Annotated in this window: 15 protein-coding genes and 1 tRNA gene; 9 read left to right on the forward strand and 7 right to left on the reverse strand. The window is 71.2% G+C overall.

Translation table 11 applies throughout. From position 1 onward, the window contains the following. Positions 1–52: 52 nt before the first annotated feature. On the reverse strand, positions 53–940 hold the full coding sequence (locus ABZ924_RS01100; protein WP_361901990.1) for a hypothetical protein: 888 nt from the start codon (positions 938–940) through the stop codon (positions 53–55). A gap of 144 nt (positions 941–1,084) precedes the next feature. On the opposite strand from ABZ924_RS01100, the gene ABZ924_RS01105 reads away from it, so the two are divergent. The 5 genes from ABZ924_RS01105 (at position 1,085) to ABZ924_RS01125 (ending at position 8,465) form a co-directional block, all read left to right on the forward strand. Then, positions 1,085–1,858, forward strand: a complete 774-nt coding sequence (locus ABZ924_RS01105) for a serine protease (RefSeq protein WP_361901993.1) — start codon at positions 1,085–1,087, stop codon at positions 1,856–1,858. Between the two features lie 390 nt (positions 1,859–2,248). Further along, positions 2,249–2,575 carry a chorismate mutase gene (locus tag ABZ924_RS01110; RefSeq protein WP_361901996.1) on the forward strand — a complete coding sequence of 109 codons (327 nt, stop codon included), beginning with the start codon at positions 2,249–2,251 and terminating at the stop codon, positions 2,573–2,575. A gap of 44 nt (positions 2,576–2,619) precedes the next feature. Continuing rightward, positions 2,620–5,139, forward strand: a complete 2,520-nt coding sequence (pepN, locus tag ABZ924_RS01115; protein ID WP_361901999.1) for an aminopeptidase N — start codon at positions 2,620–2,622, stop codon at positions 5,137–5,139. Positions 5,140–5,637: 498 nt separating this feature from the next. Further along, complete coding sequence (locus ABZ924_RS01120) at positions 5,638–7,059, forward strand: aminotransferase class V-fold PLP-dependent enzyme (protein ID WP_361902001.1); 1,422 nt, start codon at positions 5,638–5,640, stop codon at positions 7,057–7,059. After that, complete coding sequence (locus ABZ924_RS01125) at positions 7,056–8,465, forward strand: SidA/IucD/PvdA family monooxygenase (protein WP_361902003.1); 1,410 nt, start codon at positions 7,056–7,058, stop codon at positions 8,463–8,465. The genes ABZ924_RS01120 and ABZ924_RS01125 overlap by 4 nt, the downstream gene beginning before the upstream one ends. Before the next feature lie 76 nt (positions 8,466–8,541). Here the strand turns inward: ABZ924_RS01125 and ABZ924_RS01130 are convergent, their stop codons facing one another. Next, on the reverse strand, positions 8,542–10,362 hold the full coding sequence (locus ABZ924_RS01130) for a 5'-nucleotidase C-terminal domain-containing protein (protein ID WP_361902006.1): 1,821 nt from the start codon (positions 10,360–10,362) through the stop codon (positions 8,542–8,544). 130 nt (positions 10,363–10,492) lie between these two features. On the opposite strand from ABZ924_RS01130, the gene ABZ924_RS01135 reads away from it, so the two are divergent. The 3 genes from ABZ924_RS01135 (at position 10,493) to ABZ924_RS01145 (ending at position 13,637) form a co-directional block, all read left to right on the forward strand. Further along, a complete protein-coding gene (locus tag ABZ924_RS01135) occupies positions 10,493–11,200 on the forward strand; it encodes an SIMPL domain-containing protein (protein WP_361902009.1) in 708 nt (235 codons plus the stop codon). A gap of 133 nt (positions 11,201–11,333) precedes the next feature. Continuing rightward, positions 11,334–12,761 (forward strand): pyruvate kinase, encoded by a 1,428-nt coding sequence (gene pyk / locus ABZ924_RS01140; RefSeq protein WP_361902012.1) that lies wholly within the window; start codon positions 11,334–11,336, stop codon positions 12,759–12,761. 168 nt (positions 12,762–12,929) lie between these two features. Next, the gene (locus ABZ924_RS01145) at positions 12,930–13,637 is read left to right on the forward strand and encodes a hypothetical protein (protein ID WP_361902015.1); all 708 of its coding nucleotides are present in this window, start codon (positions 12,930–12,932) and stop codon (positions 13,635–13,637) included. Between the two features lie 8 nt (positions 13,638–13,645). Here ABZ924_RS01145 and ABZ924_RS01150 read toward each other — a convergent pair whose 3' ends face one another. From ABZ924_RS01150 to ABZ924_RS01170, 5 genes are all read right to left on the reverse strand, one after another. Continuing rightward, positions 13,646–13,837, reverse strand: coding sequence for a hypothetical protein (locus ABZ924_RS01150; protein ID WP_361902018.1), 192 nt, complete (start codon positions 13,835–13,837; stop codon positions 13,646–13,648). A 52-nt stretch (positions 13,838–13,889) separates the two neighbouring features. Further along, entirely contained in the window at positions 13,890–14,663 is a 774-nt protein-coding gene (locus ABZ924_RS01155; RefSeq protein ID WP_361902021.1) for a MerR family transcriptional regulator, read from the reverse strand. 38 nt (positions 14,664–14,701) lie between these two features. Next, positions 14,702–15,469, reverse strand: coding sequence for a helix-turn-helix domain-containing protein (locus ABZ924_RS01160; protein WP_361902024.1), 768 nt, complete (start codon positions 15,467–15,469; stop codon positions 14,702–14,704). A 94-nt stretch (positions 15,470–15,563) separates the two neighbouring features. Further along, positions 15,564–16,310 (reverse strand): transcriptional regulator, encoded by a 747-nt coding sequence (locus ABZ924_RS01165; protein ID WP_361902027.1) that lies wholly within the window; start codon positions 16,308–16,310, stop codon positions 15,564–15,566. A 111-nt stretch (positions 16,311–16,421) separates the two neighbouring features. Continuing rightward, a tRNA-Leu gene (locus tag ABZ924_RS01170) sits at positions 16,422–16,494 on the reverse strand. Positions 16,495–16,620: 126 nt separating this feature from the next. Here ABZ924_RS01170 and ABZ924_RS01175 point away from each other — a divergent pair. Beyond that, positions 16,621–17,247, forward strand: a complete 627-nt coding sequence (locus tag ABZ924_RS01175) for a response regulator (RefSeq protein ID WP_361902377.1) — start codon at positions 16,621–16,623, stop codon at positions 17,245–17,247. The last annotated feature ends 20 nt before the right edge of the window (positions 17,248–17,267 follow it).

A 17,267-nucleotide genomic window follows, 5' to 3' on the forward strand; every position in this document is an offset into this window, starting at 1 on the left:
GCCCCCGCGCCGGCAGGCCCCCCACCCGCTGCCGCCCGCCGCCCTGCGCGGCCTACGTGTCGCAGTCCAGGACCGTGCGGCACAGGCCGCAGCGGGCCCGCAGGGGTCCTGCCACCGGCAGGCGGAGCCGCTGTTCGCACACCGGGCAGCAGAAGCCCACCTGCAGTTGCCCGCCGCGGCGTTCGAAGCGGTATCCGGCTCCGGGGGCGGCGGTCCCGGCGGCGCGGTCGCGCAGGTAGCGGCGCCGCTCCGCACGGTCCGCGGCGGCGAGCGGCGCCCGGCGCAGGTCCCGCTCCGCGAGCGCGCGCCCGCGCACGTAGGCCTCGTACGCCTGCGGGCTGGTGAACCAGGCGGACAGGTCCTCCCCGAGCAGCAGCCCGCGCTTGCCGAGGACGTAGCCGAACTCCTCGGGGGTGAGGTAGCCGAGCTTCTGGCTGCCGAGGCGGTCCTCGCGGTAGGCGTCCAGGAGCAGCCAGCCGATGCCCAGGTAGGCGGCGGCGGTGTCGGTGAGGATCTCGTCGTCGGCGGTGAGGGGGAAGCGCAGGCCCAGCCGGTGCAGCAGGACGTGCGTGACCTCGTGGGCCAGGGCGGCCGCCAGATCGCGGCGGTGGGTGCGGAAGCGGTCGTTGACCTCGATGAAGTACTCCGGCCCCGCCGCCAGTTCGACGGTGGCCGCCTCCGGCATGGAGCGGAACGCGACCACCATCCGGGCGTCGGGCAGCCCCAGCGCGGCCACGACCGCCGAGGCCACGCGGTGCGCGCCGAGGTGGAGGTCGTCGGCGGCGGTGAAGGCGGCGTCGGCGGGGGAGAGGGGGACGGCGTAGGGGCGCAGCCCGTCGGCCGGCAGCCGCCGCAGCAGGGCGGGGATCGCGGCGCGGACGGTCGCGAGGTGCGGAAAGCCGTGCTCGACCGGGCCGGGCGCGGACGCGGCCCGCCTCATTGTGCACGCCCCTCGGTACCCGGCGCCCCAGGTTGTCCGAAAAGGCGTCCTTGAGCCCCCGCCGACCAAGGGTATGACATGTACAAGTCATTCACCCGATGACGCCGCACCGCCCAACCCCCCACGAAAGGCAGTGTGTTGACCATGTCCACCCTCGCCACCCTCCTCAAGCGCACCCTCGCCGTCGGCGCCGTCGCCCTCGCGGCCGTCAGCCTCCAGCCCGGCAGCGCCGGCGCAGCCCCCGCCCCCGTCGTCGGCGGCACGCGCGCCGCGCAGGGCGAGTTCCCCTTCATGGTCCGGCTCTCCATGGGCTGCGGCGGCGCCCTCTACACCCAGCAGATCGTCCTCACCGCCGCCCACTGCGTGAACGGCTCCGGCAACAACACCTCCATCACCGCCACCGCCGGAGTCGTCGACCTCAACAGCTCCAGCGCCATCAAGGTCAAGTCCACCAAGGTCCTCCAGGCCCCCGGCTACAACGGGCAGGGCAAGGACTGGGCCCTGATCAAGCTCGCCAAGCCGGTCAACCTGCCCACGCTCAAGATCGCGGACACCAAGGCCTACGACAACGGCACCTTCACCGTCGCCGGCTGGGGCGCCGCCCGCGAAGGCGGCAGCCAGCAGCGCTACCTGCTCAAGGCCACCGTCCCGTTCGTCTCCGACGCCGCCTGCCAGACCGCGTACGGCAGCTCCCTCGTCCCGGCCGAGGAGATATGCGCCGGGTACGACCAGGGCGGCGTCGACACCTGCCAGGGCGACTCCGGCGGCCCCATGTTCCGCCGCGACGACACCAACGCCTGGATCCAGGTCGGCATCGTCAGCTGGGGCGAAGGGTGCGCGCGGGCCGGCTACCCGGGCGTCTACACCGAGGTGTCCACCTTCGCCGCGGACATCAAGGCCGCCGCGGCCGGCCTCTGACCTGCCGCCCACGCCCTTCCGGTCCCCCGACGGTACGGGGCCGGAGGGGCCCGGCATCCGGCCCGCCCCCCGGCCCGGTGCCGGGCTCGCCGCCCCCTGCCCGAAGGTCCGGGCGGGGGCGGTGGTGCGGGGGCCCCGGGCCCCGCCGGGCAGCACGGCCCAGGCATCGTGATCACCACCTCCGACCTCGACGGGCACGTCGCGCGGCGCTCCACGGCGAAGCATCCGCCGCCACCCGGAAGGACGCCACCCCCGCGCCCCGGGTTGCCCGGCCCGCACCCCGGCCCGGGCTGCCGCGGCCCCGGCTGCCGCGGCCGGAAAACGTCCATGCCGTCTCACTGGACGACTGCCCCCACACCCGCCCCCGCCTGCCACGTAAGCTCAACCACCATGAACAACAGCCACCCCGACGCGCCCGACGAGAACGTCACCGCAGAGCTCGCCCGCCTGCGCGACAGCATCGACAACATCGACGCCGCCGTGGTCCACATGCTCGCCGAACGCTTCAAGTGCACCCAGCAGGTCGGCCACCTCAAGGCCAAGCACCACCTGCCCCCCGCCGACCCCAACCGCGAGGCCAGCCAGATCGCCCGCCTGCGCCAGCTCGCCGAGAACGCCAAGCTCGACCCGGCCTTCGCCGAGAAGCTCCTGAACTTCATCATCGCCGAAGTGATCAGGCACCACGAGACGATCGCTGCGCGCGAAGACGAAGACTAGGAAGACCCGAGGGCCCGGCCCGCCCTTCGGGCAGCATGGGCCCCATGTCCGCACTGACGCGCAACGAAGCGCACACCCGAGCCCGGCTCCTCGACGTCCACCGGTACACGGTCACCCTCGACCTCACCGGCGGCGACGACACCTTCGACTCCACCACCGTCATCCGGTTCGCCGCCCGCACCGCCGGCGACACCTTCGTGGAGCTGAAACCGGACGAACTGCGCTCCGCCCACCTCGACGGCCGGCCCCTCGACCCGGCCGCCCTCACCGGCAACCGCCTGGCCCTCACCGGCCTCACCGAGGGCCCCCACGAACTGCGCGTCGACACCCGCATGCGCTACTCCCGCACCGGCGAAGGCCTGCACCGCTTCACCGACCCCGCGGACGGCGAAACGTACGTCTACACCCAGATGTTCATGGACGACATCCAGCGCGTCTTCGCCGCCTTCGACCAGCCCGACCTCAAGGCCGTCTTCACCTTCACCGTCACCGCCCCCGCCCACTGGACCGTCCTCGCCAACGGCATCACCCGGCGCACCGGCACCCGCGACGGCGACGGCGCCGGCATCTGGACCTCGTCCCCCACCCCCGTCATCTCCACCTACCTCGCCGCCGTCGCCGCAGGCCCCTGGCACAGCATCCGCACCGAGCACGCCGGCCTCCCCTTCGGCATCCACTGCCGCAAGTCCCTCGCCCCCCACCTCGACGCCGACGCCGAGGAAATCCTCTCGATCACCACAGCCTGCTACGACCGCTACCACGAGAAGTTCACCGAGCCCTACCCCTTCGACTCCTACGACCAGGCCTTCGTCCCCGAGTTCAACGCCGGCGCCATGGAGAACCCGGGCCTGGTCACCTTCCGCGACGAGTTCGTCTTCCGCTCCGCCGTCACCGACTCCGAACGCCAGCGCCGCGGCATGGTCATCGCCCACGAGATGGCCCACATGTGGTTCGGCGACCTCGTCACCCTCCGCTGGTGGGACGACATCTGGCTCAACGAGTCCTTCGCCGAGTACATGGGCTACCAGACCCTCGCCGAAGCCACCCGCTTCACCGGCACCTGGACCGAATTCGGCATGGAGCGCAAGCCTTGGGGATACGACGCCGACCAGCGCCCCTCCACCCACCCCGTCGCCCCCGACGCCGACGCCGTCCCCGACACCGACAGCGCCCTGCTCAACTTCGACGGCATCTCCTACGCCAAGGGCGCCTCCGCCCTGCGCCAGCTCGTCGCCTGGCTCGGCGAGAAGGACTTCCTCGCCGGCATCAACACCCACTTCGAACGCCACAAGTTCGCCAACGCCTCCCTCGCCGACTTCGTCGACTCCCTCGCCGCCCACACCGACCGCGACGTCCACGCCTGGGCCGACGCCTGGCTGCGCACCACCGGCATCGACACCCTCACCCCCCGCATCGAGGAGAGCCACGGCGGCTGGACCCTCACCGTCGACCACCACGGCACCCGCCCCCACCACATCGCCGTCGGCCTCTACGACCGCGACCCCGACGGCACCCTCGCCGCGCGCGGCCCCCTCACCCTCGACGTCCCCTCCGACGAGGTCCTCTCCGCCGACGGCCCCCGCCCCGCCCTCCTCGTCCTCAACGACGGAGACCTCGGCTACGCCAAGGTCCGCCTCGACGACACCTCCGTCGAAACCGCCCTGCGCAACCTGTCCGCCATCCCCGACCCGCTCACCCGCGCCGTCGTCTGGAACTCCCTGCGCGACATGGTCCGCGACGGCGAACTCGAACCCGCCGCCTACCTCGCCACCGCCGAGGCCCACCTCCCCGACGAGCCCGACCTCGCCATCGTCCAAGGCGTCCTCGCCTTCGCCCGCCGCCACATCGCCGACCGCTACCTCGCCCCCGACGAGCGCACCGCCGCCCTCACCGCCCTCACCGCCACCGCCCGCGCCCTGCTGCGCCGCACCGAGGACGGCACCGACCCCGGCATGCGGCTCGCCGCCGTACGCGCCCTCATCGACAGCGCCACCCAGCCCGACACCCTCACCGCCTGGCTCGACGAGGACACCGTCCCCGGCGGCCCCGAACTCGACCCCGAGCTGCGCTGGCGCATCCTCGCCCGGCTCAGCGCGCTCGGCGCCGTCGGCGAGAGCGACATCGACGCCGCCCTGGCCGCCGACCCCAGCGCCACCGGCGAGGAAGGCGCCGCCCGCTGCCGCGCCGCCCTGCCCACCGCCGAGGCCAAGGCCGCCGCCTGGACCCGCCTGTTCCACGACGACAGCCTCTCCAACTACCTGTTCACCGCCACCGCCCAGGGCTTCTGGCAGCCCGAACAGGCCGACCTCGTACGGGACTACGTGCCCCGCTTCTACCCCGAGGCCACCGCCCTCGCCACCCGGCGCGGGCCGGCCATCGCCGAAGCCGCGGCGCGCCACGCGTTCCCCGTGCACGCCATCGATCCCGGGCACCTCGAAGCGGGCCGGGCCTGCCTCGCCGACCCCGACCTGACCCCGCGGCTCCGCCGCGGACTCGTCGACCAGCTGGACGACCTCGCCCGCGCCCTCCGCATCCGCACCCCGAACCACCCCACCACGGCCTGACCCGGCCGACCCCTGGCGCCGCCTGGCGCCGCCTGGCTGCCGCTGCGCGGAGCCGTTCCCCTCCCCGCCCCTTCCCGAAACCGGGCTCCGCCCGGACCGTTTCCGGGCGCTTCGCGCCCGGTGCGCTCAAACGCCGCGCGGGCTGAAATCAGCCCCGCCGGCGTTTGAGGCGCGGGGTCTGGGGCGGAGCCCCAGGCGGGGTGCGGGGCGCAGCTCCGCAGCGGGGGCCGGGGCCGCAGGCCACGGTTTCTGGGGGCACCTCCCAGCGGTAGCTGGGGGAGAAGGGGCGGGGAGGGGAAACGGCTCCGCGCAGCGGAACCACCGCACGCCGCGCCCCCCGACACCCCCGGACGACAACCCCGGAGGCGGTTACCCCATTCGGGGCGGATCGTTGTACCCGGCGGGTGCCCGGGCCGCCACCGCGGCCAACCACACCCCCCCGCCAGGTGCCCCGCACAACAGGGCCGGCCCCCGCCACCGACCCACCCCGAGGACACCATGACCGCGCCGCCCGGACCCCCGCCCCCACCCCGGCCCACAGCCCCGCCCACGGCCCCGCTCGCCGGCGGCCACACCGGCGCCGACGCCCTGCGCCCCCTCCTCGACACCGTCCTCGACGCCCTCGCCACCGGCGCCCGCGCCCGCGGCGGCCCGCTCCCCGCCGGCGGCCCCGACGCCGTCACCGCCCGCGTCGCCGCCGCGCTCGGCGACGTACTCCCCGCCCACGGCACCGGCGCACAGGACGCCCTGCGCACCCTCGTCCACGCCCTCGCCGAAGGCGCCGCCGACCCCGCCGAGCCGCTGTGCGCAGCCCACCTGCACGGCCCGCCCCTCGCCGTCGCCACCGCCGCCGACCTCGCCGCGAGCGCCCTCAACCCCTCGCTCGACTCCTGGGACCAGGCCCCCGCCGCCTCGGCGATCGAAACCCTCGTCACCCGCGCCCTGGCCGCCGAGTTCTACCCCGCCGCCGCCACCCCCGACGCCGTCGTCACCACCGGCGGCACCGAAGCCAACCAGCTCGCCGTCCTCCTCGCCCGCGAACGCCACGGCCCCGCCCTCACCGTCCTGCACGGCGAGAACGCCCACCACTCCGTCCCCCGCGCCGCCTGGCTCCTCGGACTGCCCGCCGCCACCGCCCTGCCCACCCCCGCCGGCGTCCTCGACCCCGCCCGCCTCGCCGACGCCCTCGCCGCCACCCCCGGCCCCGCCCTCGTCACCGCCACCGCCGGCACCACCGACGCCGGCCTCATCGACCCCCTCGACGCCATCGCCGACGTCTGCTCAGCCCACGGCGCCGACCTCCACATCGACGCCGCCTACGGCGGCCTCCTCGCCCTCAGCCCCCGCCACCGCCCCCGCCTGGCCGGCCTCCACCGCGCCCACTCCCTCACCATCGACCTGCACAAACTCGGCTGGCAGCCCGTCGCCGCAGGCCTCCTCGCCGTCCCCGACACCCGCCTGCTGGCCCCCCTCGCCCACCGGGCCGACTACCTCAACCCCGCCGACGACACCGAAGCGGGCCTCCCCGACCTCCTCGGCCGCTCCCTGCGCACCACCCGCCGCCCCGACGCCTTCAAGATCGCCGTCACCCTGCGCGCCCTCGGCCGCGACGGCCTCGCCCACCTCATCGACCGCACCTGCGACCTCGCCCACCACCTCGCCGCCCGCCTCGACGCCCACCCCGACTTCGAACTGCACGCCCCACCCACCCTCACCACCGTCCTCTTCCGCCCCACCCACGCCGACGACAAGACCCTCGCCGACCTGCGCCGCACCCTCCTGCACGCCGGCCGCGCCGTCCTCGGCCGCGCCACCGCCGACGGCCGCCTCTGGCTCAAGGCCACGCTCCTCAACCCCCACACCACCCCTCAGGACCTGGACACCCTCGTCACCCTCCTGGAAGGCAGCAACCGCCGATGACCGCGCCCCTCGATGCACCCCACGACCTCGTCGGAATCGGCATCGGCCCCTTCAACCTCTCCCTCGCCGCCCTCGCCCACGGCCTGCCCGCCCAGGGCGCAGGCGAACTCGACACCGCCTTCTACGACGAACGCCGCACGTTCCGCTGGCACCCCGGGCTCCTCATCGAGGGCACCACCCTCCAGGTCCCCTTCCTCGCCGACCTCGTCACCCTCGCCGACCCCGCCAGCCCCTGGAGCTTCCTCAACTACCTCAAGGACAAGGAACGCCTCTACCCCTTCTACTTCGCCCAGCAGTTCCACATCCAGCGCGCCGAGTACGACGCCTACTGCCGCTGGGTCGCCGACCGCCTCCCCGGACTCCACTTCGGCCACCAGGTCGACGCCGTCCGCTGGAACCACGAACACGACCTCTTCGAAGTCGACTTCACCCAGCTCGACCCCGGCGGCGAAGCCGAAGCCCTCGGCCGCACCCACACCCGCCACCTCGTCCTCGGCATCGGCACCGCCCCGTACGTGCCCGAACCCCTGCGCCCCCTCGTCGAGGCCCCCACCGTCCCCGTCATCCACTCCGCCGACTACCTCGACCACCGCGCCCGCATCGTCGGCGCCGACCACGTCACCGTCATCGGATCCGGCCAGTCCGGCGCGGAGATCTTCCTCGACCTCCTGCGCGCCCGCCCCGCCGGCCGCGAACGCCTCACCTGGCTCGCCCGCACCCCCTCCTTCGCCCCCATGGAGTACAGCAAGCTCGGCCTCGAGCACTTCACCCCCGACTACACCCGCTACTTCCACTCCCTGCCCGAGGCCGTCCGCGACCGGCTCATCCCCGCCCAATGGCAGCTCCACAAGGGCATCGACGCCGACACCATCGCCGCCATCCACCACGAGCTCTACGCCCGGACCCTCCACGGAGGCTGGCCCGACGCCGTCCTCACCCCCGGCGTCACCGTCCGCACCGCCGGCCGGGTCGCCACCACCAAGGTCGAACTCCACCTCGAACACGCCGAGCAGAGCGCCCGCTCCCGCCTCACCACCGACGCCGTCGTCCTCGCCACCGGCTACCGCGAACGCCCCCTCACCCAGCTCCTCGCCGGCCTCGACCCGTACGTGCGCAGGGACTCCTCCGGCCGCCCCCGCATCGACGAACGCCACCGCATGGTCCTCGACCCCAGCGTCAGCGGCAGCATCTTCGTCCAGAACGGCGAACGCCACACCCACGGCGTCGGCGCCCCCGACCTCGGGCTCGCCGCCTGGCGCAGCGCCGCCATCCTCAACACCCTCACCGCCAAGAACCCCTACCCCGAACCCACCCGCACCTCCTTCACCACCTTCGGCCTCGACCACCGCCAACCCGCCCGCCCCCGCCCCACCGTCGAACTCCGCCCCCTCGTCGACCACCCCTGAACACCCCGGACCCCCCCGCAACGCACGAGGGCGGGGCCCGCCCCAGCGGACCCCGCCCCCTCGCACCGCGAACCGACTAGAACACCGGCACGCCGGCCCGCGTCAGACGCCAGTCCACCGACGCGAACTGCGCCGGGTCGACCGTCCCCTTCGCCTTCACCCACTGGATGATCGTGTTGCGGATCTCGTCCGAGTTCGCCCACAGCTGCTTCGCCTGCGGCACGTGCGGGAACGCCCCGCCGCCCGACGCCCGGTAGTTGTTCACCGCCAGCACGAACCGCGCCGCCGGATCCACCGGCTTGCCCTGGAACGACAGCCCCGAGATCCGCGAACCCTTCGGCTGCGCGATGTCGATGTCGTACGACAGCCCGTACACCGCGTCGTAGTTGTAGTCCGGAGTCGCCTCCGCGTTCGTGATCTTCGCCGGATCCACCACCTCACCCGGAGCCGTCTGCACGAAGTACTTCGCCGAGTACTCCAGGTAGTCCTTCAGCTGCGCACCCGTCAGCAGCCGCGCCTCCAGCGTGTTCTCGAACGGGTACAGGCCCGCCGCATCCTTGATCGTCACCTGCCCCGCCGGAATCACCGCCGTCCGCGAAAAGCACGACGCCTGCGACAGCACCGGCAGCGCCGCCCACTCCGTACCGGCCAGCGCCCCCTTCACCGTCTCCGCCTGCACGTGGTTGATCAGATCGATGATCGCGACGTCCTTCACCGGCCCGTCCGCCGACGACATCGCCTGCGTGGAGGTGCCGATCACCTGGTTGACGTACGCCACCACCTTGCGGTGCTCGTCCGACAGCAGCCGCACGATCTTCGGGTCCTCGTCGACCGTGTTGGAGTTCAGCACCCGCGCCGCCACCTTCGCCACCGACCAGCGGCCCTTCTCCCACGTCAGCTCGAAGTCGAACAGCGTCAGCCGCTGCCCCCACTTCAGCGGCTCCGACAGCACCACGTCCTTGCCGGTCGCCTTGTTCTTCACCCGGTACTCCGGGATCTCCGTGTGCGCGTGCCCCACCAGGATCGCGTCGATCCCCGGCACCTGCTCCGCCACCAGACCCGCCGCGTTCTCGATGTACGGCAGCTGGTCACCGTACGACGACGTGCCGCTCGACCCCGAGTGCGCCGACACGATCACCACGTCCGCGCCCATCGACCGCAGCCGCGGCACGTACTTCGCCGCCTGCTCCTCCAACCCCGGGAACGTCATCTTCCCCTGGACGTTCGCCTTGTCCCAGATCGCGATGCCCGGGTTCGTCAGCCCCAGCACCGCCACCTTCACGTCCCGCCCGTGCGGCGTGCGCAGCCGGTGCATGCTGTACGGAGGGAACGCCGGCTGCAGCGTCTTCGCATCCAGCGCATTCGCGCCCAGCAGCGGGAAGCGGCACTGCTCCTGGAACTTGCGCAGCACCGGGATGCCGTAGTTGAACTCGTGGTTCCCGAGCGCCGCCGCGTCGTAGCCGATCGCGTTCATCGCCTGCGCCATCGGGTGCACCGGACCGCGCCGCGCCGTGATCGGGTCGACCTTCGCGTAGTAGTACGACAGCTGCGTGCCCTGGATGGTGTCACCCGCATCGATCAGGAGGGTGTTGCAGCGCCCCTTCTCCGCGCGCACCCGCTCCACCAACGTCGAGATCTTCGCCAGGCCGACGTCGTTGTGTGCCTTGTCGTCGAACTCCTTGTCCGTGAAGTAGTCCCAGTTGAAGACGTTCCCGTGCAGATCGGTCGTCCCCATCACCGTGAACGCGTACGTCCGCGGCGCCTTGGAACCGGTGCCGGAAGCAGAAGCGGCAGGTGCATCAGCCGCCGCGGCCGGGGTGGCCGCGGCCCCCGCCAGAGCCACGGCCGCGCCGGTGGCCGCCGTGGTGCCCAGAAACGTCCTGCGGTCGAACGCCATGTACATCTCCCCTGTTGAAGCCCGTTACAACGCGCGTAGATTCTGACTGATGGGTAACAAGCGGCAACACCCCCGCCAGGTTTCGAAACGATGACCACACCGCAGCGCACGGCAGTGCGACAGTGAATCCATGACCACCCAGGACGCACCCCACCAGCCCTACGGCACCCCCGAGGTCCCCCGCGTCGCCGTCCGCGGCGAGGCCCGGCTCGAAGTCGAACCCGAGATCGCCCGCATCGGCATCACCGTCAGCGCCCGCGGCACCGACCGGCGCACCGCCCTCGAAGACCTCACCCGCCGCAACACCACCGTCCTCGAACTCGTCAAGAGCTACGGCGAAGCCGTCGAGAAGCTCGAAACCGGCGCCTTCTCCATCACCCCCGAACTCACCCGCCACGGCCGCGCCGAACGCATCCGCGCCTACCACGGCCGCGTTCACGTCACCGCCGAACTCAGCGACTTCACCGCCCTCGGCGAACTCACCACCCGCCTCGCCGACCTCGAACTCACCAGCGTCGACGGCCCCTGGTGGGCCCTGCGCCCCACCTCGCCCGCCCACGGCGAGGCCCGCCGCCAGGCCGTCCTCGAAGCCGTCCAGCGCGCCCGCGAGTACGCCGCCGCCCTCGGCGCCGAACTCGCCGCCCTCGTCGAGCTCGCCGACGTCGGCGCCGAGAACGCCACCCCCTACGCCGCACGGTCCGCCGGCACCGGCATGCGCTCCATGGCCTTCGCCGGCGACGCGGAATCCGCCGCCCCGCCCCTCGACCTCGAACCGCAGCGGCAGACCGTTTTCGCCCAGGTCAACGCCCGCTTCACGATGACGCCGCCGCAGCTCTGAAACACCCGCGGGGGTGCTCATCAGAGCACCCCCGCGCACATTCAACAATTGTCAACAACCTTTTGCCCAAAGGTTGTTGAGTGGTCACCCGGAACCAATTACCTACCCAACAGTAGGGGCATACGCTCGCCCCATGCGCCGAGCAAAAATCGTATGTACCCTGGGCCCCGCCACCGACTCATACGACCAGATCAAAGCCCTGGTCGAAGCCGGAATGGACATCGCCCGCCTCAACCTCAGCCACGGCACCTACGCCGAACACGAGGAGCGCTACCAGCGCGTACGCAAGGCCTCCGACGAGACCGGCCGCAGCGTCGGCATCCTCGCCGACCTTCAAGGCCCGAAGATCCGCCTCGGCCGCTTCACCGAAGGCCCCGTACTCCTTGAACGCGGCGACACCTTCACCATCACCGTCGAAGACGTCCAAGGCGACCGCCACACCTGCGGCACCACCTACAAGGGACTCGCCGCCGACGTCACCACCGGCGAACGCATCCTCGTCGACGACGGCCGCGTCAGCCTCGAAGTCACCGCCGTCGACGGCCCCCGCGTCCACACCCGCGTCATCGAAGGCGGCATGGTCTCCGACCACAAGGGACTCAACCTCCCCGGAGTCGCCGTCTCCGTCCCCGCCCTCTCCGACAAGGACATCGACGACCTCCGCTGGGCCCTGCGCACCGGTGCCGACGTCATCGCCCTCTCCTTCGTCCGAAGCGGCCGCGACATCGAGGACGTCCACCGCATCATGGACGAGGAAGGCCGCCGCCTCCCCGTCATCGCAAAGGTCGAAAAGCCCCAGGCCGTCGAGAACATCGACGAAATCGTCGCCGCATTCGACGGCATCATGGTCGCCCGCGGCGACCTCGGCGTCGAAATGCCCCTCGAACAGGTCCCCATCGTCCAAAAGCGCGCCATCAAACTCGCCAAGCGCAACGCCAAACCGGTCATCGTCGCCACGCAGATGCTCGACTCGATGATCGAAAACTCCCGCCCCACCCGCGCCGAAGCCTCCGACGTCGCCAACGCCGTCATCGACGGCACCGACGCCGTCATGCTCTCCGGCGAAACCAGCGTCGGCAAATACCCCGTCGACACCGTCAAAACCATGTCCCGCATCGTCGAAGCCGCCGAAGAGGACATCCTCGCCAAGGGCCTCCCCCCGCTCACCGAACGCAGCAAACCCCGCACCCAGGGCGGAGCCGTCGCCCGCGCAGCCGCCGAAATGGGCGACTTCCTCGGCGCCAAATTCCTCGTCGCCTTCACCCAGAGCGGCGACACCGTCCGCCGACTCTCCCGCTACCGCTCACCCATCCCCCTCCTCGCCTTCACCCCCGACCCCGCCACCCGCTCCCAGCTCAACCTCACCTGGGGCGTGGAAACCTTCCTCGGACCCCACGTCGACTCCACCGACGCGATGGTCGCCCAGGTCGAGGAGGAACTCCTGCGGATCGGCCGCTGCGTACGCGGCGACGTCGTCGTCATCACCGCCGGCTCCCCGCCCGGAGTCACCGGCTCCACCAACCTCGTCCGCGTCCACCACATCGGCGACGCGGTCCGCTAGCCGGCCGCCCCACACCGCCCCACACCGCCCCCGCCCGGACCGCACACCGGCCGGGGGCGCCGTCGTGCACCGGACCGGAATACCTGCGTCACCACCTCGCCCCACGGCACAATCCAGGGAGCCGACAACGCAACACCCGCACCCCCCCCACCCCACTTGGAGCAGCCGGTGTCGTCGCACGAAGCGCAGGGCCAGGGACCTCAAGGACCGCAGGACTCCCGGGAAACCCCCATATCCCTCACGCCGCAACAAGCGGCCACCGGCGTCGTGATCACCGTCCCCCTTCCCGACGGCACCACCGCCACCCTCCGCATCCCGCCCGCCCGCAACGGCGACCTCGTCCGCGCCCGCATCGGCGACCGCGAAGTCCTCCTCCGCGTCCAGATCGCCGGCGCCCCCGCCCAGACCCCCGCGAAGACCAACCCCCTCGGATGCCTCCTCGGCTTGGCCATAGCCATCGCAGTCATCGCCGGCATCGTCGCCCTCAGCAACAACGACGACGACGACCACAAGCGCCCCATCGCCGTCCCCACCTTCTCCTACTCACCAGCCCCGCTCCCCTCCCTGAACCTCAACCTCGACCCCACCACCGCAGCCCCCGAACCCAGCCCCTACGACGAGGGCACCTGCCTCAACGGCAGCCTCCCCGACTCCACCACCGCCACCCGCGTCACCGGCGTGAAGGAAGTCCCCTGCTCCGCCTCGGACGCCCACTACCGCGTCATCCAGCGCTTCTCCTTCACCAAGGACATGAACCGCTGCAACACCAACCCGGACACCCAGTACGCCTTCTCCCACAGCTACACCCGCAACGGCGTCCCCATCAACGAATACGTCTACTGCCTGGTCGGCCTCGGCTCCTACGCCCGCCCCTGACCCTGAGCTCACACCAGCGACCGCGCCGGCCCCAACCGCACGAACGTCACGGCCGCATGCACCACCACCGCAACCGGCAGAGCGACGAACACCCCGTCCGGCATCGCACCGAGCACGGCCAGAAAGCAACACACCAGAACAGCCAGGAAAGTGGGCACTGCCGAAAGGAAGGCGATCCGCACCCGGACACGACGACTCACAGCACAACTCCTCAAACCCATCGGACAACAGTGGAAAGGACAAACCGGGCCCTCAGGCCCCCGCACTCCGGCGAACGAGATCCACATACGCGGCCAGCTCCCGCCACTCACCAGCCTCGGCACTGACCGGCTCCCCGGACATCGCAGCCGGATCCTCCTGCCAAGCACCCCGCACACCGGCCGCGATACCGGCATCCCCGCCCGTGAACAACACGCTCAGCTCATCCATACGGGCCACCAGCCGCCGCACCGCCGGATCCGCGGCAGGAGCCCCGGCCACCCGCAGCCGGTCCACCCGCCGGTACAGCTCGGGCCACTCCACCTCCATCAGGTAGTGCGCCGCATCCCCCAACCCGGCCGCCCGAGCCCGCAAAACCCCCACCTGATCGGGATCCAGATGCCGACGCAGCACGTCCTCCCGCTCCGGACCGGCACCACCGATCGCCCGCAACGCCTCGACCAGCGCATCCGCACTCGGAGCCTGGCCGGCCGACAACCGCTCGCCCAGCCCCACCAGCCGATCCCGCAACACCCCGAGCGCGGCAAGGGAAGCCTCGACGCTCGCCAGGTGATCACGAACTAGCCGCACCGGATCCACCCCCCTGTCGAGGCAGACGGAAATCGACTCCAGACCCAACCCCAGGCCGCGCAGCGCCAGCACCTGGTACAGCCGCACCAGATCCCCCTCGGAATACTCCCGATGCCCGCCCGCGGTGCGCCGGGACGGACTGAGCAGACCTATGGCGTCCCAATGGTGCAGCGTGCGGACGGTCAGACCGGAGGCCGCAGCGAGCGGCCCCACTCTCCAGGAGATGGATGCGTTCATGGATCCACCATGCATCCTGACGCCGCGTGAGGATCAAGTCAGTGCTTCGCCCCGACATGAAGGTCCATGAGGGCCACGCACCCCTTCCGCGCGACGGACACGTTGTACGGCTCCCCACCCCGAGCCAACACCGTCCACCGCACCCCCACCTTGGTCAGCGTGTCGGTACAGAGCCGCCGGATGTCCTCGGACGTGTTGGTGAAGAAGTACCGCGGGTACTCGTACCGCTTGCCGTTGCGGACGGTCCAGTTCGTGGTGCGGCAGCCGTCGGAATGTATGAGCCCCCGGATGAACTCCCAGGGGTGCGCGTCCACGACCTCCTGCTGCCATCCCTCCAGCACGATCCGCCGCTCGTTCTTCTTGCCCGGCCCGTGCTGAGGGAACAGGCATGTCCAGTGCTGCGTGTACGACTTGACCTCCACGCAGCCGCCGCGCTGCCTCCGGCTCACCCTCGGCATGGGCATCACGCGGCGCATGGCCTCCTCGGCGGCATCGATGAGGCCGGGCCACGCCGTTCCGCAGAAGACGGAGAGGTGGTGCTGCTTGTACTTGGAGATGATGTGGCCGTCGCCGAGGTAGAGGCCCAGCAGGTAGGCGTACGCGGCGCGGTCGAAGGCGCGGCCGGTGCACACGGGACAGTCCGTGGGCCGCACGTACGTCTCACCCCGACGCTTGCGGTCCTCGTGCCGCCACCAGCCCACGGTGCCGCGCGGCACCCCGAGCCGCTCGGCGACCTCGGCGTTCCCCATGCCGCCGCGTAACAGAAGAAGTGCGGATTCCCGCACGGAAGGATTGTGCTGCTCCATGTCATCACCGTGTGCCATGGTCGGTATCTCTGGGTAGCAAATGCCGAACATTCATGCGAATGAGGGCGTCCGCTTTCCCGCTCGCCACCCGGCTCTAGTACTTCGGTCCGATGTGAAGGTCCATGTGTGCGACAGATTCCTTGCGGGCGATGGAGATGTTCTGGCGATTGGCCTGCCGCCAGGCCACGCCGAGGCGGTCCAGGGTGGCGGTGAGCAGGGAGGTGATGTCGGCTGACTTGTTGGTGAAGAAGTAGCGCGGGTACTCGTACCGGCGAGGGGTCCCGCCGACCACCCGCGTGGTCCAGTTCGTGACGCGGCAGCCGTCGGAGTGGATCAGACCCCGCACGAACTCCCATGGGTGGGCCTCGACCAAGGCCTGCTGCCAGGGCTCCAGCCGGATGGTCCGCTCGTGCTTCTTGCCGGGGCCGTGCTGCGGGAACAGGCAGATCCAGTGACGCCCATAGCTGGTGACGGCCACGCAGCCGGTCCGCTGCAGCAGATAGACCGGGGCGTCCGGGCGCACGGCCAGCATGGCTGTGCGGCATTGTTCGATCAGCCCTGGCCAGGCGTCCGCGCACGCGATGCGGAGGTGATGGCCGCCGCGCGGATGGGGGCTGATGCAGCCGTCACCCAGATAAAGGCCCAGCAGGTAGGCGTAGGCGGCAGGGTCGGCGGGGCCGGAGCACGTGGCGGCTCTTGTCAGGCGGGGAAGCGGTTCGATGCGGGTTTGCCAGGCGCGGAGAGCGGATCGGGATATGCCGGTTTCGGTGCTCACCGAGTTCAGGCTGCGCCCCTGGGCGACGAGTGCGAGTGCCCGGCGACGAGTGGCCATGTCGTACATGTGCGCGACAATGACGCATATGGGTGGTGCAGGCGCTGGCATTTCGCTGCCGTTCCCCGAAACGAGGGAAGGTCACGCAAATTTCACGTGACCTTGAAAGCGAAGGAGAAGTACCCCGGGTCGGATTCGAACCGACGCTGTATGGGTTTTGAATCCATGGCCTCTACCGCTGGGCTACCGGGGCCCCTTCGAAACGAAGGATACCTAAGACCCTCCGTGTCACAAACATACAGGAGCTAGGTAGTCTCGTGGGAGCTTAACCGCCTTGCACCGAGGAGCATCCGTGACCGCCGAGCACGAGTCGACGCCCATGCCCGACGCCGACCAGTCGCACGTTCCGCCGCTGACGACCCGCGTCGTCATCGCCGAGGACGAGGCGCTCATCCGTCTCGACCTCAAAGAGATGCTCGAGGAGGAGGGCTACTCCGTGGTCGGCGAGGCCGGGGACGGGCAGACCGCCGTCGAGCTGGCCCGCGAGCACCGGCCCGACCTGGTGATCCTGGACGTGAAGATGCCCGTGCTCGACGGGATCTCCGCGGCCGAGAAGATCGCGGAGGAGTCCATCGCCCCGGTGCTGATGCTCACCGCGTTCTCGCAGCGCGACCTGGTCGAGCGGGCCCGGGACGCCGGGGCCATGGCGTACCTGGTGAAGCCGTTCAGCAAGAGCGACGTCGTGCCGGCCATCGAGATGGCCGTGTCCCGGTTCGCGGAGCTGCGGGCGCTGGAGAAGGAGGTCGCGGACCTCTCGCAGCGCCTGGAGACGCGCAAGCTGGTGGACCGGGCCAAGAGCATCCTGCAGACGCAGTACGGGCTGACGGAGCCGGCTGCGTTCCGCTGGATCCAGAAGACGTCGATGGACCGCCGCATGTCGATGCAGCAGGTCGCCGAGGCGGTCATCGAGGACGCCGAGGAGAAGAAGAACGCCGCCAAGGGGTAGTTTCCCCCGGCGCCCGAAAC

The sequence above is a fragment of the Streptomyces sp. NPDC046876 genome, assembly GCF_040645035.1.
Classification (GTDB): domain Bacteria; phylum Actinomycetota; class Actinomycetes; order Streptomycetales; family Streptomycetaceae; genus Streptomyces.